The following is a 22613-nucleotide window of genomic DNA, read 5'->3' on the forward strand; positions in this document are numbered from 1 at the left end:
GGGATATAGGTGCGGTTGCCGCACGTACCAATGGAAGCAAGGCTTTGGCCAAAAGAAAAGAGCGGAAGTTGCGGCCCGCTCTTCGTTATTGGCATCAATAGACCTGATTACGTGCCATAGGCGCGCAGCTTGCCCATCACATCCTGCGCAGCACAGGTGAGCGCCTCTGCAATCACGTCGAGCTCTTCTTTCTTCAGGCGCGCTGGTAGGCGGACGTCACAGGCTGACATCAGCATCGTACGTGTCTTTGGCAGCTCGGGCATCTCGGGCATGAATTGCCAGTTCCAATACGCGCGGGCGTTGTCGGTAGACTGGCCAAAAACCTGTACCTTCACGCCGCGGGCATTGGCGGCCTCTTGGAAGGCGAGGATCTCTTCGTTGTTCATGCCTTCGAGGTTGAACTGGATTGAATCCGGTGCGCGCTCCTCTGGGGCCAGCTTTTCAGGCACTTGCAGCCAGGGAGAGGCGTTCAAAAGACCGGCCACATAATCGTGGTTTGCGCGGCCATCGCGCACGCGCCGGGCCACTTCGCCCAGCTGCGGGCGAATGATTGCGGCGGCCAGATTGGACAGGCGCAGGTTATAGAGCGGCAGTTGGTTCTGCCAGCGGCCAAAGGCCTCGGCCAGTTCGCCGGTATTGTCGCCCTCGCGCGCTTTGTGCTTCTTCCAGTTGTGTTCATAGGCGCCGGACATGATCACAGCGCGGGCGATCAGATCCGCGTCGTCAGAGACCATGATCCCGCCTTCGCCAGAGTTCACAAGCTTATAGGACTGGAAGGAAAAACAGCCGACGCGGCCAAGGGTGCCGATATTGCGGCCATGCCATGTGGTGCCAAGGCTGTGGGCCGCATCTTCGATCACCGGGATGTTGCGCGCCTCACAAAGCGCCATGATCGCGTCCATATCAGAGGTGTGACCGCGCATGTGGCTGATGATGACGGCAGAGATGCTGTCGTCGAGTTTTGCCTCAAAGTCAGCCAGATCAATGCGATAGTTGTCGCCCACTTCACACAATACGGGGATGCAATCTGCGTGCACAACCGAAGAAGGCACAGCCGCAAAGGTGAAGCCGGGCAGGAGCACACGGGCGTCGCGGGGCAGATCAAGCGCCTTCAGAGACAGGAAAAGTGCGGCGGAACAGGAAGAGACCGCCAGTGCATATTTGCTGCCCAGCAGCTCGGCGAATTCCGCTTCCAGCAAAGAAACAGGGGCGTTTTCGGCAGCCGTGTAGCGGAAGAGGTCGCCGGTTTGAAGAAGGCGTTCGATTTCCTCGCGTGCGGATTCCGGGATTGGCTCGGCGGCATATACATTGGGAGGCAATGTCATAGTTTTCAACTTTCTTAAGTTGGGTTTTCAAAAATATAAAACAATGCGTCGCGCCAAGCCAGCGAAATCACCCCGAGGGATGTGATGATTTCATGACATGTTGTCTCAGGGTGAAGAGGGATCAGATGCCGAGGCGGTCGCGCAGGGCGTACCAGGTCATCGCAAGTGCAAGCAGCGGGCTGCGCAGGCGCTGGCCGCCCGGGAAGGGCAAGGCCGGTACGCGGGCCATGGTGTCAAACCCGTCACTTTGCCCCGCCAGCGCCAGAGCGATCAGCTGGCCAGCGTGGGTGGCGGTGCCGACGCCATGCCCGCTATAGCCGGACGCGGTAAGAATATTGGGCGCAAGACGGCGCAGGTAAGGCATGCGCTTCATGGTGATCGCCAAAGTGCCGCCCCAGGCGTAGTCAATGCGCATGTCTTTGAGATGGGGGAAGATTTCCGTCATCGGTTTGCGCACAGTGGTGGTGATATCGGCCGGGAAACGGTAGCCATAGCTTTCGCCGCCTCCAAAGAGCAGCCGCTTGTCGTGGCTGAGCCGAAAGTAGTTGATCACAAATTTGCTGTCGGCCACTGCGACGTCTTGGGCCAGCACCCGCGCCGCATCAGCGCCCAGCGGTTCCGTGGCCGCGATGAAATTGTTGATCGGCATGACGCGGCTTGCAACTTTGGGCTCGAGATCCCCGAGATATCCATTACACGCCAGAACCAATTGATCTGCCATGATTTTTCCATCTGAGGTATGGACGGCGATCTTTGTGCCGCGTTCGATCTTTGTGACTTCGCTGGTTTCATGGATCACTGCGCCTGCCGCCGCCGCAGCGCGCGCGAGGCCAAGCGCATAAGCCAGAGGATGCAGGTGTCCTGCGCCCAAATCCAGTGAGCCACCGACATATTTGGGAGACGGGCACAGCGCTTGCATAGCGTCGCGATCCAGCGGTGAAATCTCTGTGTAGCCGTATTGTTCCTGCAGATGCGCAGCGTAGCGGTGTTCTTCTTCAACTTCCTTTGCGGAGAAACAGGCGTGGGCGACCCCGGGTTTATAGTGGCAGGCGATGCCATGCTGTTGGATGCGGGATTTGACGAGGCTCTTGGCGTCCTCTGCCAAGGCCCAGAGCTTGGCTGCATCCTCGGGTCCCATCAGGCTTTCCAGCCCGTCTTGCTCCATGCGCTGGCCGCTGCCGAGCTGACCGCCATTGCGCCCGGATGCCCCGAAGCCGACGCGGTGGGCTTCCAGCAGCACAACTTTGCGCCCAGCCTCAGCGAGATGCAGCGCGGTTGATAGGCCGGTGAAACCGCCGCCAATCACGCAGACATCTGCGCGGGTTTCCCCTTTTAAAGGCGCAAATGGGGGGAGTGGCGTGGCCGTGGCGGCGTACCAACTCTCAGGATATGTGCCTTTGCGATCATTGGCGTAGAGCAGGTTCATCGACATCGTGTGTCTGTTTCCTCTTGCCTTAAATATCCCCGCCGGAGGCAAAGCCGCCCCTAAGGCGGCTTTTAAAATCAAACGTTTAGAAGCAGGTGCTCACGCTCCCATGGGGAGATCACGGCGAGGAATTCTTCGTATTCGGCCCGTTTCACAATGCTGTAGACCCGGGCGAATTCTGGGCCGAGGACCTCGTGGAGGGCGGTGGCCTGATCGAAGAGATCGAGGGCGCCGCCGAGGATGCGGGGGATGGCTTCTTCGCCGTCATAGGCGTCGCCCTTGAATTGCTTGTCCGGACGCTCCTGCTCAATCAACCCTAGGTAGCCGCAAGCGAGGGAGGCGGCGATGCCGAGATAGGGGTTGCAGTCCATGCCCGCTATGCGGTTTTCGACGCGGCGGGCCTGGGGGCTGGAGAGGGGGACGCGGATGCCGGTGGTGCGGTTGTCACGGGCCCATTCCAGATTGATCGGCGCCGCGTGATCGCGCACGTAGCGGCGATAGGAGTTCACATAAGGCGCAAGCACGGCGATGGCGGCGGGCAGGTGGTTCTGCATGCCCGCAATAAAGTGAAAAAACGCATCCGTGTCGCCGCCCTGAGGGCCGGAAAAGATGTTCTGGCCGGTCTCAATGTCGATCACAGAGTGGTGGATGTGCATCGCACTGCCGGGTTCATCGGCGATCGGCTTGGCCATAAAGGTGGCGTAGCAATCATGGCGCAGGGCCGCCTCGCGGATCAGACGCTTGAAGTAAAACACCTCATCCGCCAGCTTGACCGGATCGCCATGCACCATGTTGATTTCGAGCTGGCCCGCGCCGCCTTCTTGGGTGATGCCGTCAATCTCAAAGCCCTGCGCTTCGGCAAAGTCGTAGATGTCGTCAATCACCGGGCCGAATTCATCAACCGCTGTCATGGAGTAAGCCTGACGGGCGGCGGCGGGGCGGCCGGAGCGGCCCATCATCGGCTTGATGCTTTGCGCGGGATCGGTGTTCCGCGCGACCAGAAAGAACTCCATTTCCGGTGCTACCACCGGCTCCCAGCCTTTGGCGCGGTAGAGATCTACCACGCGTTTCAATACGTTACGCGGGCTGAAGGGCACAGGGGTGTCGTCGGTGTTGTAGGCGTCGTGAATGACCTGAAGGGTCCAGTCGCCGGTCCATGGCGCGGCGGTGGCCGTGTTCCAGTCCGGGCGCAGGATCATGTCTTTCTCAATGAAGCCTTCCTCGCCCGCAGCTTCACCCCAATCCCCTGTGATTGTTTGATAAAACACGGAATCCGGCAGGTGGAAATAATCCTGACGGGCAAATTTGGTGGCGGGAACCGCCTTGCCGCGTGCAATGCCGGGAAGATCAGAGATGATACATTCGACTTCGTCGAGCCGGTGGCCTTCAAGATAGGCACGTGCAGCATCTGGTGTTTTGGAAAGCCAGTCGGTCATCGGGGTCTCTCTTGGCGGAAGAAGTCAGCAAATTGGTCGGCAATGGTCTGGCTGGCGGTGGCCTCATCAAGCTCGTCGATGGCGGCTTCGAGCACCTCATCAGGCACCACTCCACGGCCACGGGTGTTGATCAGACCGTCCACAAAATCGGCTGAAAATTCAGGGTGTGCCTGAACCGTCAGAGCGCGGTCGCCGTAGAGTATGGCCGCGTGTTTGCAGAAGTCATTGGTGGCAATGGTCACAGCGCCGGGCGCAAGCTCGACCACCTGATCCTGATGCCAGGCATTGAGGGCAATTTCGGTGCCCGCGAAGTCATAGGTCTGGCGGCCAACAGCCCAGCCACCCTCAAACTTCTCGACCTTGCCGCCAAGCGCCTGCGCGATGATCTGATGGCCGAAACACACGCCAACCATCGGGATATTGAGCGTCACCGCCTCGCGGATGAAATCCTCCAGCGGGGGAATCCAATCGTGATCCTCATAGACGCCGTGCTTGGATCCGGTGATTAGCCAGCCGTCGCACTCTTCAACCGTTGCGGGAAATTCACCATCGACCACCTTGTAGCCTGCGAACTCAAAATCCTGTCCGGAGAGCAGGGTTTTGAACATCTCGATGTAGTTGCCGTAGTGGGGTGCGAGCTCATCGGGAGTGTGTCCGGTGAGCAAAATGCCGATTTTCATGGGTCACCAAATTTGATCAAATTTACCGTAGCGCCGCCATGGGCGTCGCGCAAGCCTGTCATACACGTTCCAGATAGGTTTGCCAGTGTTGCTCTGCGGGGATGTCGGCGAGCTTGCGCAGTTCCTGGCGCTTGGTCATCACCAGATTGCGGATCAGCTCGGCAGGCAGGCAGCGGGCGACGAAGGCATCGTGTTCAAAGAGGTCAATGGCCGTCTCCCAGCTTTCGGCCAGCTGCGGTTGCTCCTGCGCATAAGCGTTGCCGACAACTGGAGCTGGCGGCGTCATGCGCTCCGCGATCCCGGTAAGGGCGGCGGAGAGCACCGAGGCCAGCATAAGGAAAGGGTTCACATCCCCGCCTGCAACGCGATGTTCGATGCGGCGCGCAGCTGGTGGACCACCCGGAATGCGCAGCGCGGCGGTGCGGTTTTCATAGCCCCAGCAGACCGATGTGGGCGCATGGGCACCCGGCGCAAAGCGGTCATAAGAGGGGCCGTGGGGCGCGAAGATCAGGGTTGAGGCACGCATGGCGGCAAGGCAGCCAGCAACAGCAAAGCGTAGCAGGTTGGAGCCTTCGGCCGTGCCATCGTCAAACACATTGGCACCTGTTTCATCCACCACGGAGAAATGGACATGCATGCCATTGCCTGCATCATCCGCATACGGTTTGGCCATGAAAGTGGCGGCAACCCCATGTTTTCTGGCGGTTGCGCGGATCAGTTGCTTGATCAGCAAGGCATCCTGCGCAGCCTTCATGGCGGGCTGGTGGTTCAGCGTGATTTCAAACTGGCCGATGCCGCCTTCGCAGGTCATGGTCTGCAGCGGGATGCCCATATCGGAGGCGGCCTGATAGAGATCGCTGAACAGCGCATCAAAACTGTCGAGTTCATCCAGCGACAGAATTTCGCTGGCGTCGAGGCGACGCCCGTCCCGTGGGCTGAGTGGCGGGCGCAGGGTTTTGCCGCTGTCATCCACCAGCGTGAATTCCATTTCGGTGGCGGCCATGACTGTCCAGCCGCGGGCGGCGTAGCGGTCCAGGACGTCGGCCAGCGCCGCCATGGGATCGCCCAGATACGGCGTGCCGTCCTCTTGCAGCATCTGCATCAGCGTCAGGGAAGAGGCGGTGGAGAGCCATGGCATTGGCACGGCGCCGCGTGTGCTGGGGGTCAGGATGCCGTCCTGATCGCCGCTTTCAAACACCAGCGGGCTGTCCTCGATGTCACAGCCCCAGATGTCGAGATTGAGGGCGGAGATCGGCAGGCGCGCGCCGCCCTTGGAGAGCTTTGCCTGATGTTCCGAAGGGATGCGTTTGCCGCGCAATTGACCGTTCAGATCTACGGCGGCGATGCGAAGTGTCGGAGGGAGCGCGCTGTCCATGGAGTACCTGCTTGGATAATTTGATCAAATTATCTTTGCCGTTGCGCGGCTTGTCCAGCGATTTCTCGTGATGTCGGTATCGCGTCGGTATTGCGGCTGTAACGCGACGGTGGAGAAAATACAGTAACGCCCGCCTTATAAGGGGCGGGCGCAACGTGATTTTTGCAAAGAGCGCAGGGGCGACTCAGCGAATGAGATTTGGCCGGATGCGCAGCTTTGGTGCCGCATTTTGAGGCAGATGCCGGTTCAGGCGGCGGTTCACAATTCCGAAAACCCAGATGATCACCAGAGTCAGGAGGATGAAATAGAGCGCCAGAATGGGGTAGGGCACGAAGGGGTTGTAGGTCTTATCCGCAAAGTAGTTCGCGTAATAGAGCGCATCGCCCTGTTGCCGCCACGCTGGGAAGCCTGAGAAGAACACCAGCGTTGTGGCATGGAACAGAAAGATTGCCTCGTTGGTGTAGGCGGGCCATGCCAGACGCATCATGGTTGGGAACATGATCCGGCGATAGCGATACCAGCCGGTGAAGCCATAGGCGTCTGCTGCCTCCACATCGCCTTTGGGGATCGAGCGCAATGCGCCGTAGAAGATCTCTGCCGAGTAGGCGGAGGTGTTCAGGAACAGCACGATCAGCGCGCCCAGTGCCGCGGAGGACAGCGGGTTGAAGATCGGCGAGAGGCCTTTGAGTGATAGGAACAGGAAGTAGGCGAAGAAGAACTGGATGAACAGCGGGCTGCCGCGGAAGAGGAAGATGAACCACTCCGCCGGTTTGCGCGCCAGCCGGCTGTCAGAGTTCTTGGCCACCGCCAGAAGGTTGGCAAAGAGGAAACCTGTGAGCACCGCCAGAACGCCGTAGTAGACGTTCCAGATCATGCCAGAGCCGATCAGGGTGAAATGCTCACAGAGGGTGAATTCACTGCGCGGCAGCAGGCGCTCGCCATAGCCCAGAGAGCGGAAGGCATAGGCCTGAATGGTCTCGATACAGCTCATGCGGCGCTCCCTGCTTTGCGTTGGGCTTCGCCATCCAATGTGGCCTGGCCGTGGGAGAGGCGTTTGGTGAGGCGGCCCAGGGCGATTTCAGAGACCCGTGTGAACAAGAGGTAGAAGATGAGCAGCGCGAGGAAATACCACATGCGCCAGTCGCCATGGGGGTAGTCGGTGAAGCGGGCGGTCTTGGACGCGCCCAGATCACGCGCCCAGTAGACGATGTCTTCGACACCGAGCAGGAACAGGAGTGGGGTGGCTTTGATCAGCACCATCCAGAGGTTGGAGAGGCCGGGCAGGGCGTAGATCCACATTTGCGGCAGCAGGATGCGCCAGAAGGTTTGCCGCGGGGTCATGCCATAGGCCTCTGCGGTTTCCAGCTGTGGGCGCGGGACAGCGTTCATGGCGCCAAAGAGCACATTGGCGGCAAAAGCGCCAAAGACGATGGCAAAGGTGAAGACCGCGACCCAGAAGCCGTAGATCTCATGCACCCATTGCGGGGAGGTGCTGAGCGGCATTTTGGCGATGTCACAGACCAGGAACTCGTTTCCTTGGCGGATCGGTTCGGACCAGTCCGGGCATTTCACCTTGTGGCGCAGCCATTCGATGCCCTGATCCAGAGCAATCACGAAGAAGAGGAAGAAGGCGATGTCCGGCACGCCGCGCACGATGGCGATATAGGCTTTGCCGATCCAGCGCAGCAGGAAGAAGCGCGCGCGAGCAGCCATGGCGCCGCCAAGGCCAAAGGCCAGCGCGGTCGGCGCGGTCACGGCCAGCAACAGAAGCACGGTGCCAAAAGAAGCGTAAAAGGCCATGTGCTTCCCGGTGGTGAGATAGCAGCTGAGCCAGGGCAGACTGTCTAGGACAGAGGGATCTGAGCAATAGGCAAAAATGGCTGGCCTCATTTGGTTTTCGCGCAGTACAGGCACAAAGCAGCCTCGGCGCGGGATTGGAAAAGGGGGGCAGCCGCCCCCCTTCGTGTTTGTGGATCAGCGAAGGGCTTAGAATTTGCCTTCGATTTCCCATTTGTCGAGCATCGCGTTGAGCGTGCCGTCTGCCTTCATGGAGGCGATGGCCGCGTCAAACTTGCCGCGCAGCTCGTCATCAGACTCACGGAACGCCATGCCGATGCCGCCGCCGAGATAGACGTCTTCGATGAAGGTCAGCTCGGTTTCAGCCACGAAAGGTGCCAGGAAGTCTTTGTCGGCCATCACGGCGTCGACTTCGCCTGCGTTCACAGCGGCGATGGTTTCGTCAGGTGTGTTGAATTCCACAAGCGTTGCACCAGTGGTGGCCACGTGATCGGACTGAATGGTGCCGGTTTGGGCCGCAACAACAGCGGATTTCACATCTACGTCCGCAGAGAGAGCGGCGTAGGCGGAAGGCGACGGACGCGTGTAGCCCTGTGTGAAGTCCATGGTTTCTTCGCGCTCATCGGTGATGGACATGCCCGCGATGATGGCGTCGTAGTTGCCGGACTGCAGGTTAGGGATGATGCTGTCCCAATCGTTGGTGACCCATTCACAGGTCAGCTCGGCACGTGCGCAGAGCTCGTCGCCCAGCTCACGCTCAAAACCGTCCACTTCACCAGAATCATTGATGAAGTTGTATGGAGGGTAGGCGCCCTCGGTGCCGAGACGAACGGTGTCCGCCATGGCGAAACCTGCGGTCAACGCCAGTGCGGCGGTGCTCAGGATCAGTTTGTTCATAGTGTTGCTCCCTATGGTTGGTAGATTATGTGGCGGTTGATGACAGGAACTGTTTCAACCGTTCTGATTTTGGATTGCCGAAAAGTTCGTCCGGCGCCCCTTCTTCTTCGATCAGGCCTTGGTGCAAAAACACAACGTGATCAGAGACATCGCGTGCCATCTTCATGTCGTGCGTCACGATCATCATGGTGCGGCCTTCCTCAGCCAGCGCCTTGATCACGCGCACCACTTCCTGCTCAAGCTCGGGATCGAGCGCCGATGTGGGCTCGTCAAACAGCAGCGCCTCAGGCTCCATCGCGAGCGCGCGGGCAATGGCGGCACGTTGCTGCTGACCGCCGGAAAGCTGTGCAGGGTAGGCATCATGCTTGTCCGCAATGCCCACCTTGTTGAGATACATGTGGGCGGCTTCCTCAATCTCGTCGCGATCGCGGCCCAGCACGGTGACAGGCGCTTCCATCACGTTTTGCAGGATGGTCATGTGGGACCAGAGATTGAATTGCTGAAACACCATCGACAGGTTGGTGCGGATGCGCAGCACCTGTTTGGGATCGGCAGGCTGGCGCGTGTGGCCATTGCCTTTCCAGCTGACCGGTTCGCCTTTGAACAGGATGTCGCCCTGCTGGCTGTGCTCCAGAAGGTTGGCGCAGCGCAGGATGGTGGATTTGCCGGAGCCGGACGAGCCGATCAAAGACACCACGTCGCCGCGATGGGCGGTGATATCCACGCCTTTGATCACTTCGAGATTGGCGTAGGCTTTGTGCAGGTCGCGGATTTGCAGAACGGGCGTGGCTTCGCTCACAGTGTCCCCATCAGTATCGGGTTGATCTTGGTGCCCCAATAGGGATGAAAATTTACCTAATTGCAACTTTCAAAAGGGCGGTTGAGACGCCAAGGCTGACGTTTTGATCCCCCCAAATGACCAAATGGTCAGGGTTCGGGCGGATTTGGCACAGCCTCATAAGCGCTTTGAGGCATGTCCACCAGCCCTTTGAGGATCAATTCTGACCGCTCAGTGGGCGAAAGCGCTGTTATTGCTGCACTTAAGGCTGCGCGGATGGGCGCGGGATCGCGGTAAATCGCGGAGATATAGGGCAAAGCTGGCGTCGGGGTGGTGCGCTCTATCGCGACAAGATCACGGGCAAAGCCATCGTGACGTTGCATCAACATCCAGCTCACCACATCCAGAGCGGCAAAATCTGCGCTGCCTTCGGCCACCAATTGTGCGGAGCGGCGGTGCGCACCGCTTTGAACACGCGGGCCGATTCGCAGGTTGCGGCTGTCAAAATGGTGCCAGGGCGCGGCCCAGCCCGATTGTGACAGCGGCTCGTTATAGGCCATGGTTGCGCCCTCAAGCGTGGCAAGGGGCTGGTCTGCCTGCGCGGCCGGATGGGATTTATGGACCACAATCACCGAATAATAGTGTCCGGCCGGCAGATCCGGAAGGCCATGGTCCGGCGCGCCAACCAGCGCGACTTTGCCAAGCAGTTGCGTGCGAAAGGGAAAGCCGCAGGTTTGGGCGAGCAACAGATCGGGGCTTTGCCAGAGCGCCCAGAGATCATCTGGAGTGCTACGCCGCGATGGCCCATCGCCATAGGCCTGCACAAAGCGGTGGCACAGCCGATCATGGGCCGCCGCGGTTTCCGGGCGGTCATACATCGGCAGGACAACACTCATCCCCGTGCGATCACACGTTGGCGGGCGCGGGCGCTTTCCACATCTGAGATGCCCAAGAGACTGGCCGCCAGCCGCAGCAGCGCGTCTTCGCGGCTGTCGCGCTCGCCATCGACCATTACCACCTGCCACATGGCCTCAATCACAGAGACCCGTTCTTCCAGTGGCACGGCGTCTTTGATGGCGCGGGTGAAGCGCACCGTGTCCGGGGCCTCGGACTCCAGCGTCTCGGCTTCTTTGCGCAACGAGGTGGCCTCAAACGGGGACAGGCCGTAGCGGCCGGCGATGATGCGCTCAATGCGCGCGGCCTCATCCGGATCATAGCTGCCGTCTGCGCGGGCAATGCGCACCAACAGCGCGCTCAGCGCCAGTCGGGCATCCATATCGGACAGGGGCTCAGGGGCGGGCGCCGTCAGGCGTTTCAGAAAATCTGCAAACATAGGCGAAGATGTAAGACCGTGCGGCGGGGGCGGCAAGTTCTGTTTCTCATTCGTCAAATATCCTGGGGTGGCCACCGCTTGCGGTGGCAGGGGCAAAGCCCCTGACCGGTCTGCGCCCCAAAATCCCGTTTGCAGTTTTCTCTGCATGCACTAGCGTGCCTGCCACTGTCTTTCAGCTGTCCCTCATGAGCCCAATACCATGGCCCGCCTGTCTCTGATCCTGTCTCTCATCGCGACGCTCTGCGTCGGCTTTGTGGTGCAACGCGTGGCGCTGGGGCTGTTTTTGTCAGAGGAGCTTGAAAAATCTGAAGGGCAGCTTTCGCTTTACCGCAGCACGGTTGTGGCGGAGCTGGAGCGGCACAGCCACCTGACCCATGTGCTGGCGCAGGACAGTTTTGTTTTGGACGCTTTGGCAGGTGAAGACACCGGCGCGCTCAATGCCCGGCTTGCGGATTTTGCCAGCAAGGCGGGCTTGGATGCGATTTATCTGATGGATGCCACGGGTGGCACGATCTCTGCCTCAAACCACAACACGCCGCGCTCCTTTGTCGGGCAAAGCTATGCGTTCCGGCCCTATTTTCAGGAGGCTTTGTCCGGCGGGCAGGGGCGGTTTTATGCGATTGGCACCACCACGGGGGAGCCCGGGTATTTCATTGCCGATCCGGTGCAGGGGTCTTCGGCGCTGGGTTCAGACGGGCAGGTGTCTGGTGTCATCGCGCTTAAGAAGAGCTTTGGCGATCTGGAAGAAAGCTGGGCTAATGCGGGGGAGCAGGTGATCCTTGCCAATCGGGACGGGGTTGTCCTTCTGGCGTCTGATCCCTCGTGGCGCTACCGCGCGCTGTCGCCTTTGAGCGCGGCTCAGAAGACCGAGATCGTCGCGGCGCGGCAGTTCCCCGGGCAGGCGCTGGATCCTCTGGACTGGGTGCCGAAGGGCGAAAATCAGGCGGATATCGCGGGCGAGCTGCGGCTGCATCTGGTGGCGCAGGATCTGCCGGATGGCTGGGAGCTGCATTATTTTGCCAGTGATGACCGGGCGGTGGCGCGGGCCTGGCTGGCGACGGCTGTGGTGGTTTTGCTGGCAGGATCGGCTTTGATCCTGTTTCAGGTGCAGCGTGCGCGGCGGATCGGGCGGGCGCTCAGGCGGGCGGAGCAGGAGGAGGCGCAGTTGCGTCAGGCCAATGCGCTGCTGGCGGTGGAGATTTCAGAACGCAAAACCGCGCAGACCCAGCTTCAGGCGGCGCAAAAGGAGCTGTCGCAAGCCAGCCGTCTGGCGGCGTTGGGGCAGCTTTCCGCCTCTGTGACCCATGAGCTGGGGCAGCCGATTGCCGCCATGCGCAACCATCTCGCGGCGGCGGAGCTGAACCCGAAGGGCGCTGCGGCGCTGGGGGCGGATCTGGGCGGGCTAGTGGCGCGCATGGAGGGCATCACACGCCAGCTCAAGTTCTTTGCCACCAGCGGCAAAGAGGGGTTTGAGGTGTTTGCGCTGCAATCCGCGATGGAGGCGGCGCTGACCCTTGTGGTGCCCAATCTGGAGGCGGGGGAAGTCACGGTCGCGCGGGATCTGGCGGAGGCGCCGATTTTGGTGCGCGGCAACCGGCTGCGGATTGAGCAGGTGATGACCAATATTCTGCGCAACGCCTGTGACGCCATGGAAGAGGAACCGCAGGCGGCGGTGCTGACCGTGCGGTTGTGGCAGAGCGACGGTTTTGCGGTGTTTGAGGTCACGGATACGGGGCATGGGCTGGCATCGGCCAACTTGCAGGATCTGCAGGAACCTTTTGTTACCACAAGAGAAAGTGGGCGCGGCATGGGGCTTGGTCTGGCCATTTCCGCCACCATCGTGAAAGATCACGGCGGCCGGATGGAAGCCGAAGACCGCGTGAGCGAGGGCACCTCAGAGCACAGCGGTGGCGCGGTGTTTCGGGTGTCGCTGCCGCTTGCCGGGGCAGGCACGGGGTTGACGGAAAGCGGCCCGCTTGCGGCGCAATGAAGGAGAGGCGCAGATGAACGACGGACCGACATACAGCCTGCTGATTGTGGATGATGACAAGGCGATGCGGCATTCGCTGCTGGCCTTGATGGAGGCGGCGGGCTGGCAGGCTGAGGCGGTGGCGCGGGGCGAAAAGGCTTTGGAGCGGCTGGCAACATTGGCGCCGGATGTGATCCTTTCAGATGTGCGTATGCCGGGGATGACCGGGATGGAGCTGTTGGCCGCATTGGATACCGAACTGTCCCCGCCGTTGGTTCTGATTTCCGCCCATGGGGATATTCCCATGGCGGTGGAGGCGATGCAGTCCGGTGCCTACAGCTTCGTAGAGAAACCTTATGAGCCGCGCCGTCTGCTGACCATTCTGACCCATGCGGCCGAACAGAGCCGGATGCGGGCCAGCAATCAGCGGCTTAAGGCGCGGCTATATGAGTTGTCGGGACTGGATCGGGTGCTTTTGGGGCAAACGCAGGCCGTGGCCAATCTGCGTGAAGAAGTGTTGGACCTTGCGCCCATGGAGGGCGCGGTGCTGATCCAGGGCGAGACGGGGACCGGCAAGGAACTGGTGGCGCGGGCGCTGCATGATTTGGGGCCGCGCGCCGAGCAGCCGTTTCTGGCGATCAACTGCGCGGCACTGAGCCCTGAGCGTTTTGAAGCGGAGATGTTTGGCACCGCGGAGGGCGGCAAAGGGCGGCTGCAGGCGGCGACTGGCGGCACGCTGTTTCTGGATGAGATTGGGGCCTGCCCACCCGCCGTTCAGGCAAAGCTGTTGCGGGTGATCGAAGATCAGCAGGTGTTCCCCGTAGGCGCGGCCACGCCGGATGCGGTGGATCTGCGGATCATCTCAGCCACCAATGAAGACGTGGACCAAGCCGTCGCGGATGGCCGGCTTCGGCAGGATTTGCTGTTTCGGATCAACACCTTCGTGATGCAACTTCCACCGCTGCGCCAGCGGCGGGACGATGTGACCCTGCTGTCGGCGCATTTCCTGGATGACTATGCGAGGGTGCATGAGATTGCTGCGCCGGAGCTGGATCATGAGGATGTGGCGACGCTGATGGCGCATGACTGGCCGGGCAATGTGCGCGAGCTGCGCAACGTCTGTGCGCGCCGTGTGATGCAGGCGCGCCGGGGCGGGGGCACCATGGCGGCGGCCTTGACCCAGACGGGCGGGCTTGAGGATGTGCCGGAAACCCTGCGGGAGGCTGTTGCCGCCTTTGAGCGGGAGCTGATCGGCAAGGCCATCAAGGGGCATGAGGGGCGGATGGACGCCGCTGCGGAGGCGCTGGGAATCGGGCGGCGGACGCTGAACGAAAAGATTGTGAAGCTGGGTCTGAAGAAAGAAGCGCTGCTTTGATGGGTTGCGCGCAAAGGCGCACAGCCAAAAAGTTTGCTGCGACGGATGCGCACAATCTTGTGTTGAGTGCGCGCCTTAAGGCGCTGAAACCTAAAAGAAATTGATGATTTTCTTGCCCTGCGGAAATCCGCAGGGCTGACGTCGTGTCCTGCGCAAAATCCTTCATTGGCAATCTGATGCGCGTTGCGGCATGCTTTGGCCATAAGCACTTACGCAATCGGGAGGAAATCATGCGTAAATTGATGAGCCGGACCGCCGTGGCGGCCCTGTCTATGGCCTTTGTCACCGAAGCAATGGCCACCGAGTGGAATGTCTCTGTCTGGGGCAAACGCCGCGCTTTCACCGAGCATGTTGAGAAACTGGCCGAGCTGGTGAGCGAAAAGACCGGCGGCGAGTTCACCATGAACATCAGCTATGGCGGTCTGTCCAAGAACCGTGAAAACCTCGATGGGATCTCCATCGGCGCGTTTGAAATGGCGCAGTTCTGTGCGGGTTATCACCGTGACAAGAACCGTGTGATCACCGTTCTGGAGCTGCCGTTCCTTGGCGTGGCGAACCTGCAGGAAGAGATGGCGGTGTCTGCGGCTGTTTACGGCCACCCGGCCGCAGCGGAAGAGATGGAGCAGTGGAACGCAAAGCTGCTGATGACCTCGCCCATGCCGCAGTACAACCTTGTGGGCACCGGCGATCCGCGTGACTCGCTGGCGGACTTTGACGGCATGCGCGTGCGCGCCACCGGCGGTCTGGGCAAAGCTTTTGAAGCGGTGGGCGGCGTGCCAACCTCTGTGACCGCGACCGAAGCCTATCAGGCGATGGAAAGCGGCGTGGTGGACACGGTGGCCTTTGCGCAGCATGCGCACCTGTCTTTCGGCACCATCAACCAAGCAGACTGGTGGACCGCCAACCTGAACCCCGGCACCGTGAACTGCCCGGTTGTTGTGAACATCGACGCCTATGAAGATCTGTCTGATGAGCACCGCGCGGCGCTGGACAGCTCTGTTCAGGAATCGCTGGATCACTATGTGGCGAACTACGGCACGCTTCTGGAGAAGTGGGACAGCGTTCTGGAAGAGAAGGGCGTGGCCAAGGTTGAGATCGACGATGCTGTGATCGCGGAGTTCCGGTCCAAAGCAGCAGACCCGATCCGCGATGCCTGGATCAAAGACATGGAAGCGCAGGGCATCCCTGGTCAGGAGCTCTATGATCTGGTTGTGAAAACTCTCGAAGATCACCGTGCAACCAACTGATAAAAATAATTAAAATTGCGGCCTCGGTGAGTTCCGGGGCCGTTTTGTATCTGACGTGTGTCAGGTAGAAGGGGGAAGGATATGGCCGGTGCCTCTGCCGTGCTTGAAGACAACAGTGTGCTCAGCAGACTGGATCGTCACCTGCTCAAGCTGGAACAGTTTTTTGCATTGCTGAGCGGCCTTGCCGTGTTCAGCCTGATGTTTTTGGCCGCCTATTCGGTGGGTGGGCGCAAGTTCTTTGCGTCGCCGCTGTCGGGATATGTGGATTATATCGAGGCGCTGATGCCGCTGATTGCGGTGATGGGGATCGCCTATGTGCAGCGTGATGGCAGCCACATCCGAATGGATATGGTGATTGGCAAGCTCAAGGGCCGCGCGCTCTGGGGGGCGGAGCTGCTGTCTGTGATCCTGATCCTTGGGTTGATGATTGCCCTGACCATGGGCAGCTGGGCGCATTTTGAGCGCTCTTTTGATTGCGCGCGGCCGCTGTGTTCGCGCGACAGCTCGATTGATATTGGCCTGCCGATCTGGCCCTCCAAGCTGATTGTGCCGGTGGCGTTTTCGGTGATGTGCCTGCGGCTGGCGCTGCAGGTCTGGGGCTATGGGCGTGCCTTTGTGCTGAACCTGCCAAGCCCGGTGGCGGTGCCACTGGTGCAGTCGATCGAAGAACAGGCCCGTGCAGAGGTCGATCAGCTTGGGGATGCTGACAATGGATAACATTACGATTGGCCTTTGGGTCACGGGCGGGATGCTCCTGCTTGTGGTGCTGGGGATGCGGGTGGCCTTTGCGGCTGCGCTGGCTGGCTTTGTCGGGATCGTCTGGATTTTCTGGGCCAAGTCCGGTTATGCGCCGGAAAAACTGCTCTATTGGAATGAGCGGCGGGAGATCTGGGACGGGGCGTTGGGCAAATCCATTGCCATTGCCGGATCGGTGCCGCATTCCAAAGTGTCCTCACAGGCGCTGAGCCTCATTCCGACCTTCATTCTGATTGGCTATCTGGCCTATTACGCCAAGCTGACCACAGCGCTGTTTGATGCGGCCAAGAAGTGGATCGCCTGGGTGCCGGGTGGGCTGGCGGTGTCGACCGTGTTTGCGACCGCAGGCTTTGCGGCGGTGTCCGGTGCCTCGGTGGCGACAGCGGCGGTGTTTGCGCGGATTGCGATCCCGGAGATGCTGAAGGTGGGCTACAACAAGCAGTTCGCTGCGGGCGTTGTGGCGGCGGGGGGCACCTTGGCCTCACTGATCCCGCCCTCTGCGATCCTCGTGATCTATGCCATCATTGTGGAGCAGGATGTGGGCAAGCTGCTGCTGGCGGGCTTTATCCCCGGTGCGTTTTCCGCTGTTGTCTATGGTGCGATGATTGTGGGCATTGCCATGATCTTCAAAACCGTTGGTCCCCCGGTGAGTGGCTTCACATGGCGCGAGCGTTTTGCCGCGCTGCCGCCGGCTTTGCCGATTGTTGCGGTGGTCGTGATCATCATCTTCTTTGTCTACAACCCGTTTGGCGATGCCTGGGGCACGCCGACAGAGGGCGGGGCCGTGGGGGCGTTCATCGTCTTCCTGCTGGCGCTGGTGCGCGGGATGCGCTGGCCGGAACTGAAGTCTGCGCTTTTGGATACGGCCAAGCTGACGGTGATGATTTTCACCATCATCTGGGGGGTGCTGATCTATGTGCGCTTCCTTGGGTTTGCGGATCTGCCCGGCGCGTTTTCGGACTGGATCACAAGTCTTGAGATGTCGCCGTGGCTGATCCTGATCTGTATCCTGCTGGCCTATGCGGTGCTCGGCATGTTCATGGATGCCATTGGCATGCTGCTGCTGACTTTGCCGGTGGTGTACCCTGCGGTGATGGCGCTGAACGGCGGTGAGACCGTGGCGGCGGCGGACAGCACCTTTGGCATGAGCGGTACGATGTGTGCGATCTGGTTTGGCATTCTGGTGGTGAAGATGGCGGAGTTCTGTCTGATCACCCCGCCGATTGGCCTCAACTGCTTTGTGGTGGCCGGGGTGCGCGATGATCTGTCTGTGCAGGATGTGTTCAAAGGTGTGACGCCGTTCTTCATCGCAGATGCCGTGACCATCGCGCTGTTGGTGGCCTTCCCGTCGATTGTGCTCTGGTTGCCAAGTTTGGCCTAGGGAACCGCCCAATATATCGACCAAGCCTGAAGCCACCCACATAGGCCAGCCCGCGACCCTGGGTGGGGGTGAAGCCCCCTCCCATGGGGAGGGTCGGGGGCTGGTCGGCTTCGCCGCCTACGAGATGGTGACGTTCGCGCGTTTCAGGTTTTAAGGGCGCTGCGATAAGCGGCTAAACAACAGAAAGGGCGTCGATCACATGAAGATCGGCGCCCTAAATTTTAAAGATCATTTGATTTAATCTAGGTCATTGTCCAAAAATATCTGCAACGGCTGTATCCGGTCACATAGGCCAGTCCCCGGCCCAGGGTGGGGGGGAAGCCCCCTCCTGAGGGGAGGGGCCGTAAAGAAGGACTGGGGCTGGTCGGCTTCGCCTCCTGCGCGCTGGTGGAGGCCAAGCGTTTAGAAGTTTCAGAACAATGTTTTAAATCAACCGACAGGGCTGTCTTCGGGCTTGATGCCGAGCATTGCCTCGATTTCATGCAGGCTGGCGTCTTCTTCGGGTGCGTGTTCGCCGTCGGCTTCGATCACTGAAACGAGCTTTTGCACCACTTCCAAACGATGTGGATAATCCACGGTTTCGCGGATCAGGGTGGCAAAGTCCGGCGTGCCGGGGGCGGCGTGTTCGAGCTTTTCGCAGGTGGCGCGCAGTTTGGCGGCTTCAACCGGGTTGAGATCAAAAGACGCGGCAAGGATCTTGTCGATCGCACCGATTTCTTCCACGTCATAGTGGTTGTCTGATTTGGCCACCCGCACCAGCAACGCGCCAAGGGCGAGCTTTTCGTCAGGTTCGGGAAGAGGCGGGGTGTCTGGTGTTCCACGCAGGCGGTGAAGAAGCTGGTCCCAGATCATCCGTCGTAACCCTCCACAATGACAATGTCGCCGGTGCTGACCGGGTCGCGCAGGGATTTGGCGTATTGGTAGTCTTCTGAGTGATAACAGGCCAGCGCCGCCTCATAGGAGGGGAATTCAATCACCACATTGCGGCTGCGCGCGCTGCCTTCGGGGTTTTCGAATTTTCCGCCGCGGATCAGGAAACGCGCGCCGTGATCCGCAAAAGGTTTGGCATTGGCCTCAATGTACTTCTTGTAGCCTTCGGGGTCATCCACATCGACGCGCCCGATCCAATATCCTTTGGCCATTCTGCCCTCCCTGATCGCGGTATTTCTGAAGGTGAGCGTGCCAAGCGCGCACGGGAATGGCAAGTCAGGTTTGCATCAAATACCTGCGGGTTGTTTGCGCACATAGCGCCAGAGGCGGCCATCCAGCACCAGAAGGCCCAGAGTCAGCAGGGCAAAGCCTGCAAATGCGCGTGGGTGCAGGGTTTCTCCCAGAAACAGGGTGCCAAGCAGGATCGCAAACGGCGGAACAAGCAGTGTGACCAGAAGCAGGTTGCCGCTGCCTGCGGTGGCAAGCAAGCGGTAGTAGAGCAAATAGGCCGCAGCGGTGCCCAGAGCCGCACCATATGCGATGGAGGCCCAGGTGGGCGCGGAGAGCGACAGGGTGATCGGGCCTTCAACAAAATGCGCCAGCGGCAACGACATCAGCGCGGAGCAGGTGAGCATGCCTGCGGCAGCAACTGTAGGGGAGTATCCGGCGAGATGTTTGCGCCCCCAGATACTCGCCAATCCATAAGACAGTGTGGCCAGAAGGGCGGCAATCTGCGCAATGGAGCGATGATCAAAATTGGTAAGGTGGGTGAGGCCAATAGCCGTGGCCACGCCGAGAAAACCAATAAAGACCCCAAGCGCCTTGGGGAGAGTGAGAGGTTCGTCCGGCAGAAAAAAGGCTGCGAGCAATACTCCAAAAAAGGCTGTCGCTGCGTTGAAAATTGACGTTAATCCACTTTCGATGGTGAGCTGGGCAAAGTTCAACAGGCTGAAAGGGATCAGATTGTTGAGCAGCCCCATGATGAGAAACGCCCCCCAAAGCCGCATGCTTTTGGGAACAGGCATTCCGCGCAGCAGGACAAGCGCCCAGAGAAACAACGCGGCCCACAAGGTCCGGTGCGCCACCAGTGTGATGGGACCGATCTCATAAAGGGCAATGCGGTTGGTGAAGAGAACGCCGCCCCAAAGTGCCGCGAGCAGGAACAGTTCGGCCCAAGATCGGGCGGAGAGCGTTTTTTGAACAGTGGTCGTCATGGGCGCACCTTACTGTGGGTACGTATGCACTGCACTCCGAAAGTTGCGCAAAAGAAAAGCCCCGCCGGAGGGCGGGGCTTTGTATTTGTAAGTCCGACTGATGGTATCAGAAGTGGTAGCCGATACGAATGCCTGCAACCACGGCCGAGTTGTCGTTAAACTGCAGGTCTGGTGCCGCGCCACTTTGCACCTGAACGTTCTGATCGCCGGGAATGACATACTCAAGACCACCAGAGAAAACCCAGTTTTTGTTGGTGTCGTATGTCGCCGCAATACCAATGCTCTTGGAACCGGTTGTCGGTGCCAGTGCCGTGGTGGACGGGCGTGTGCCAGAGCTTTCATAGCCAGCGACAAGCGCTAGGGACAAAGAGTCGTTGATCTGACGGCCGACACCCAGACGATAGGTGTAGGTATCATCCGCGAAGTTCACCCACTCGATGTCACCGGCAAGGCCGGAAGTTGTGAGGTTGAAACCTTCCCAGCCGACCCAGCGAACAGAACCGAACAGCAGGGTTTTGGGCGCGATGCCGGTTTGGAAATCCAAGTTCACACTTTCAGGGAATTCCACGGTGAAGTCCGTTGCTCTGGACGGTGCAAGTGTGCCTGCGCCGATAAGCTGTTCGATGTCGCCGTCAAAACCCACGTCGATGGCGGATGCGTATGTTAGTGCGACCCGCAACGCGATCTCTGGCTTTTCATAGGCAACACCCAGAACGCCACCCCAGTCGTAGTCGCTGTCTGCGTTAAGACGTCCGTCGCCTGACTCGATGATGCCGTTCACTGAGAGCGCGCGTGCACCACCGTGGATGCTAAACCCGTTGCCAAGATTGTATTGGGCCAAGAAAGTCAACGCGCGGCTGTCGATATCGGCCTGAGCATCAAAGGGGAGCGCTCCACCACTGCCCGCGTTGCTGAAAGGGCCATCAGCGTAAAGCACATGTGCACCAAACGGCTGATCTGCAATGATGGCAGCTGACCATTTTTCGTTGAATTCGTGCTTGTAGCCGAAAGACAACTGATTGAAGCTTTGAGCAACATTATTTGCGTTGCCAAATGCGCCAGCAACCGCAGGTGTGCCAGTTACGTTTGGATTGATCCGGGCGAAGGTGAATTGTGCGTAGTCTCCCTCTTCGAACAGGATGTTGACGCCTTGTCCGGAACGGTCGATGCCGCCAGCGTAAGATGCTCCTCCAACCATCGCGAGTGCGGTGGCTCCCATAAGCATTTTTTTCATAAGATAGATGTCCCGTTTAGTCCCTGAGTTATTTTATTACTTGAGCAAAGCTATTCGCGCAGCTTTGCCCAAGTCAACTTAGCCAATTGGATAAAACTTCATTACTTTGCGTCACCTCGTCGCAGTAGTACTGCGGATCTGCGACAGTATGTTTAAGTAATTGCCCGCAAAAATTATGGTGGCCCCGACCAGAACCCATATGTCCAGTGGTTCACCATATAGTGTCATTCCTACAACAGCTATCAGTGGCAGCCGGATGAAATCGATCGGCATGACTGCGGCGGCAGGGGCGAGGCTAAGCGCGGTGGTCAGGCAGAAGTGGGCCACCAGCCCGGCACAGCTGATCAGGATGATCCAGGGAAGGCTCTCCCATGACGGGAGTGCGATGTCGCCATCACAGCACGCAAACAGCAAGCCAAGACCCGCTTGCATGACCGTCAGGTAAAACAGAATGCAGGTGATGGTTTCCGTGCGTGTGAGCTTGCGGGTGAAGATCGCTGAGAGCGCGAAGCCGATGGCGGCGGTGGCGGCGGCGATCTGGCCTATGTCGACGGATTGCGGGGTCGGGCGTGCGACAATCAGAATGCCGATGAAGCCAATGAGCGCTGCCAAAAGACCGATGGGCCGAAGGCGTTCTCCGAGCAGGAGCGGGGAGAGCAGAATGGCCCAGATGGGGGAGGTGAACTCCAGCGCAAAGACCTGTGCCAGGGGGATAGCAGTGATGGCGAAGAACCAGAGGTTTTGCCCGGCGAAATGGCTGATGTTGCGGATCAGATGTAGACCGAGATTGCGGCTGGTGACCTCGTGCAAGGTGCCCGCCATGGTTGCAACGCCGACCACAAGAACGATGCCGATGAAGCTGCGGTACATCATGATCTCGAAGGTATCGAGCTCCAGCGAAACGGCGCGCCCGGCGATGGCCATGGAGGTGAAAGAGAGGATGGCACCGCTCATCCAGATGGCGGCTTTGAGGGTGTCGTTCACGCGGGCACCTCGGTGATTTGGTAATGCCGTGGGATTCCAGCTGTGACCGCGGCCCAATCGGAGGCGCTTGCACGGGCCTGATGGGCGTCAAAGGCGGCCTGATCCACGAAGAGTTCCGAGAAATTGTAGCGACCCGCATTGGCGGGATCTTGGGTCACGTCAAAAGACAGGCAGCCCGGTTCTGCGCGGGTGAGCGCAATGTGGGCGGGCAATGCCGCTGCGACGGCCTCTTGGCGCTCTGAAGGGACATCAATGTGGCCGGTGAGGCGGATCATTGGGGCGGTTTTCATTCTAAATACGCTGCCTTTGCGCAGGACTGCCGTTCAGCCGTTAACTAGCCAGATCGCGCAGTTCCAAACAAGCAATGAATAGGCCTCTCTTCCCTTCAATCAAGGCTATGTAGCGAGGCCAGTCGTTGCATTTGATAGGAGCGGCTTGACTCAGGCGTTTGAGTGGGAGGCACACGCCTCAAGTTT

General features: G+C 59.7%; 22 protein-coding genes. 5 read left to right on the forward strand and 17 right to left on the reverse strand.

What is annotated here, in order from left to right; all coding sequences use genetic code 11:
• Nucleotides 1–107: 107 nt before the first annotated feature.
• The 11 genes from J7412_RS08155 to J7412_RS08205 all read right to left on the reverse strand — a co-directional run bounded on the left by J7412_RS08155 (nucleotide 108) and on the right by J7412_RS08205 (nucleotide 11047).
• Nucleotides 108–1325 carry an aminotransferase class I/II-fold pyridoxal phosphate-dependent enzyme gene (locus J7412_RS08155; protein WP_209078186.1) on the reverse strand — a complete coding sequence of 406 codons (1218 nt, stop codon included), beginning with the start codon at nucleotides 1323–1325 and terminating at the stop codon, nucleotides 108–110.
• Between the two features lie 121 nt (nucleotides 1326–1446).
• Nucleotides 1447–2757, reverse strand: a complete 1311-nt coding sequence (locus tag J7412_RS08160; protein ID WP_209078187.1) for an FAD-binding oxidoreductase — start codon at nucleotides 2755–2757, stop codon at nucleotides 1447–1449.
• A 71-nt stretch (nucleotides 2758–2828) separates the two neighbouring features.
• The gene (locus J7412_RS08165) at nucleotides 2829–4187 is read right to left on the reverse strand and encodes a glutamine synthetase family protein (protein ID WP_209078188.1); all 1359 of its coding nucleotides are present in this window, start codon (nucleotides 4185–4187) and stop codon (nucleotides 2829–2831) included.
• A complete protein-coding gene (locus tag J7412_RS08170) occupies nucleotides 4184–4867 on the reverse strand; it encodes a type 1 glutamine amidotransferase (RefSeq protein WP_209078189.1) in 684 nt (227 codons plus the stop codon). Before J7412_RS08170 ends, J7412_RS08165 begins: the two co-directional genes overlap by 4 nt.
• A 58-nt stretch (nucleotides 4868–4925) precedes the next feature.
• Nucleotides 4926–6242 carry a glutamine synthetase family protein gene (locus tag J7412_RS08175; protein WP_209078190.1) on the reverse strand — a complete coding sequence of 439 codons (1317 nt, stop codon included), beginning with the start codon at nucleotides 6240–6242 and terminating at the stop codon, nucleotides 4926–4928.
• Between the two features lie 184 nt (nucleotides 6243–6426).
• Nucleotides 6427–7233, reverse strand: a complete 807-nt coding sequence (locus tag J7412_RS08180; protein WP_209060492.1) for an ABC transporter permease subunit — start codon at nucleotides 7231–7233, stop codon at nucleotides 6427–6429.
• Nucleotides 7230–8120, reverse strand: coding sequence for an ABC transporter permease subunit (locus tag J7412_RS08185; RefSeq protein ID WP_209061992.1), 891 nt, complete (start codon nucleotides 8118–8120; stop codon nucleotides 7230–7232). Before J7412_RS08185 ends, J7412_RS08180 begins: the two co-directional genes overlap by 4 nt.
• Nucleotides 8121–8228: 108 nt before the next feature.
• Nucleotides 8229–8936, reverse strand: coding sequence for a transporter substrate-binding domain-containing protein (locus tag J7412_RS08190; protein WP_209060491.1), 708 nt, complete (start codon nucleotides 8934–8936; stop codon nucleotides 8229–8231).
• Between the two features lie 25 nt (nucleotides 8937–8961).
• A complete protein-coding gene (locus J7412_RS08195) occupies nucleotides 8962–9735 on the reverse strand; it encodes an ATP-binding cassette domain-containing protein (RefSeq protein ID WP_209078191.1) in 774 nt (257 codons plus the stop codon).
• A gap of 128 nt (nucleotides 9736–9863) precedes the next feature.
• Entirely contained in the window at nucleotides 9864–10610 is a 747-nt protein-coding gene (locus J7412_RS08200) for a PhnD/SsuA/transferrin family substrate-binding protein (protein ID WP_209078192.1), read from the reverse strand.
• Nucleotides 10607–11047 (reverse strand): TerB family tellurite resistance protein, encoded by a 441-nt coding sequence (locus J7412_RS08205; RefSeq protein ID WP_209078193.1) that lies wholly within the window; start codon nucleotides 11045–11047, stop codon nucleotides 10607–10609. Before J7412_RS08205 ends, J7412_RS08200 begins: the two co-directional genes overlap by 4 nt.
• 199 nt (nucleotides 11048–11246) lie before the next feature.
• On the opposite strand from J7412_RS08205, the gene J7412_RS08210 reads away from it, so the two are divergent.
• The 5 genes from J7412_RS08210 to J7412_RS08230 all read left to right on the forward strand — a co-directional run bounded on the left by J7412_RS08210 (nucleotide 11247) and on the right by J7412_RS08230 (nucleotide 17775).
• A complete protein-coding gene (locus J7412_RS08210) occupies nucleotides 11247–13037 on the forward strand; it encodes an ATP-binding protein (RefSeq protein WP_209078194.1) in 1791 nt (596 codons plus the stop codon).
• Between the two features lie 13 nt (nucleotides 13038–13050).
• On the forward strand, nucleotides 13051–14391 hold the full coding sequence (locus tag J7412_RS08215) for a sigma-54 dependent transcriptional regulator (RefSeq protein ID WP_209078195.1): 1341 nt from the start codon (nucleotides 13051–13053) through the stop codon (nucleotides 14389–14391).
• Nucleotides 14392–14621: 230 nt separating this feature from the next.
• Nucleotides 14622–15638: a C4-dicarboxylate TRAP transporter substrate-binding protein gene (locus J7412_RS08220; protein ID WP_209078196.1), complete on the forward strand. Its 1017-nt coding sequence runs from the start codon at nucleotides 14622–14624 to the stop codon at nucleotides 15636–15638.
• A gap of 81 nt (nucleotides 15639–15719) precedes the next feature.
• Entirely contained in the window at nucleotides 15720–16355 is a 636-nt protein-coding gene (locus J7412_RS08225; RefSeq protein ID WP_209078197.1) for a TRAP transporter small permease, read from the forward strand.
• Nucleotides 16348–17775: a TRAP transporter large permease gene (locus J7412_RS08230; protein WP_209078198.1), complete on the forward strand. Its 1428-nt coding sequence runs from the start codon at nucleotides 16348–16350 to the stop codon at nucleotides 17773–17775. Before J7412_RS08225 ends, J7412_RS08230 begins: the two co-directional genes overlap by 8 nt.
• A 429-nt stretch (nucleotides 17776–18204) precedes the next feature.
• Here J7412_RS08230 and J7412_RS08235 read toward each other — a convergent pair whose 3' ends face one another.
• From J7412_RS08235 to J7412_RS08260, 6 genes are all read right to left on the reverse strand, one after another.
• Nucleotides 18205–18627, reverse strand: a complete 423-nt coding sequence (locus tag J7412_RS08235; protein WP_209078199.1) for a TerB family tellurite resistance protein — start codon at nucleotides 18625–18627, stop codon at nucleotides 18205–18207.
• The gene (locus tag J7412_RS08240) at nucleotides 18624–18917 is read right to left on the reverse strand and encodes a DUF1330 domain-containing protein (protein WP_209078200.1); all 294 of its coding nucleotides are present in this window, start codon (nucleotides 18915–18917) and stop codon (nucleotides 18624–18626) included. Before J7412_RS08240 ends, J7412_RS08235 begins: the two co-directional genes overlap by 4 nt.
• A gap of 75 nt (nucleotides 18918–18992) precedes the next feature.
• The gene (locus tag J7412_RS08245; protein WP_209078201.1) at nucleotides 18993–19919 is read right to left on the reverse strand and encodes a DMT family transporter; all 927 of its coding nucleotides are present in this window, start codon (nucleotides 19917–19919) and stop codon (nucleotides 18993–18995) included.
• Between the two features lie 106 nt (nucleotides 19920–20025).
• Complete coding sequence (locus tag J7412_RS08250; RefSeq protein ID WP_209078202.1) at nucleotides 20026–21153, reverse strand: outer membrane protein transport protein; 1128 nt, start codon at nucleotides 21151–21153, stop codon at nucleotides 20026–20028.
• Nucleotides 21154–21264: 111 nt separating this feature from the next.
• A complete protein-coding gene (locus tag J7412_RS08255; protein WP_209078203.1) occupies nucleotides 21265–22137 on the reverse strand; it encodes a DMT family transporter in 873 nt (290 codons plus the stop codon).
• Nucleotides 22134–22427 (reverse strand): putative quinol monooxygenase, encoded by a 294-nt coding sequence (locus J7412_RS08260; protein WP_247743808.1) that lies wholly within the window; start codon nucleotides 22425–22427, stop codon nucleotides 22134–22136. The genes J7412_RS08255 and J7412_RS08260 overlap by 4 nt, the downstream gene beginning before the upstream one ends.
• Nucleotides 22428–22613 lie beyond the last annotated feature (186 nt).

Source organism: Shimia sp. R9_3, assembly GCF_017743755.1.
In the GTDB taxonomy this organism is placed as follows: domain Bacteria; phylum Pseudomonadota; class Alphaproteobacteria; order Rhodobacterales; family Rhodobacteraceae; genus Shimia.

Coding starts and splice junctions, on each gene's coding strand:
- J7412_RS08220 (WP_209078196.1), top strand. CDS start 14,622: ATGCGTAAATTGATGAGCCGGACCGCCGTGGCGGCCCTGTCTATGGCC.
- J7412_RS08210 (WP_209078194.1), top strand. CDS start 11,247: ATGGCCCGCCTGTCTCTGATCCTGTCTCTCATCGCGACGCTCTGCGTC.
- J7412_RS08250 (WP_209078202.1), bottom strand. CDS start 21,153: ATGAAAAAAATGCTTATGGGAGCCACCGCACTCGCGATGGTTGGAGGA.
- J7412_RS08200 (WP_209078192.1), bottom strand. CDS start 10,610: ATGAGTGTTGTCCTGCCGATGTATGACCGCCCGGAAACCGCGGCGGCC.
- J7412_RS08175 (WP_209078190.1), bottom strand. CDS start 6,242: ATGGACAGCGCGCTCCCTCCGACACTTCGCATCGCCGCCGTAGATCTG.
- J7412_RS08190 (WP_209060491.1), bottom strand. CDS start 8,936: ATGAACAAACTGATCCTGAGCACCGCCGCACTGGCGTTGACCGCAGGT.
- J7412_RS08260 (WP_247743808.1), bottom strand. CDS start 22,427: ATGAAAACCGCCCCAATGATCCGCCTCACCGGCCACATTGATGTCCCT.
- J7412_RS08170 (WP_209078189.1), bottom strand. CDS start 4,867: ATGAAAATCGGCATTTTGCTCACCGGACACACTCCCGATGAGCTCGCA.
- J7412_RS08205 (WP_209078193.1), bottom strand. CDS start 11,047: ATGTTTGCAGATTTTCTGAAACGCCTGACGGCGCCCGCCCCTGAGCCC.
- J7412_RS08235 (WP_209078199.1), bottom strand. CDS start 18,627: ATGATCTGGGACCAGCTTCTTCACCGCCTGCGTGGAACACCAGACACC.
- J7412_RS08160 (WP_209078187.1), bottom strand. CDS start 2,757: ATGTCGATGAACCTGCTCTACGCCAATGATCGCAAAGGCACATATCCT.
- J7412_RS08245 (WP_209078201.1), bottom strand. CDS start 19,919: ATGACGACCACTGTTCAAAAAACGCTCTCCGCCCGATCTTGGGCCGAA.
- J7412_RS08225 (WP_209078197.1), top strand. CDS start 15,720: ATGGCCGGTGCCTCTGCCGTGCTTGAAGACAACAGTGTGCTCAGCAGA.
- J7412_RS08215 (WP_209078195.1), top strand. CDS start 13,051: ATGAACGACGGACCGACATACAGCCTGCTGATTGTGGATGATGACAAG.
- J7412_RS08180 (WP_209060492.1), bottom strand. CDS start 7,233: ATGAGCTGTATCGAGACCATTCAGGCCTATGCCTTCCGCTCTCTGGGC.
- J7412_RS08240 (WP_209078200.1), bottom strand. CDS start 18,917: ATGGCCAAAGGATATTGGATCGGGCGCGTCGATGTGGATGACCCCGAA.
- J7412_RS08155 (WP_209078186.1), bottom strand. CDS start 1,325: ATGACATTGCCTCCCAATGTATATGCCGCCGAGCCAATCCCGGAATCC.
- J7412_RS08230 (WP_209078198.1), top strand. CDS start 16,348: ATGGATAACATTACGATTGGCCTTTGGGTCACGGGCGGGATGCTCCTG.
- J7412_RS08165 (WP_209078188.1), bottom strand. CDS start 4,187: ATGACCGACTGGCTTTCCAAAACACCAGATGCTGCACGTGCCTATCTT.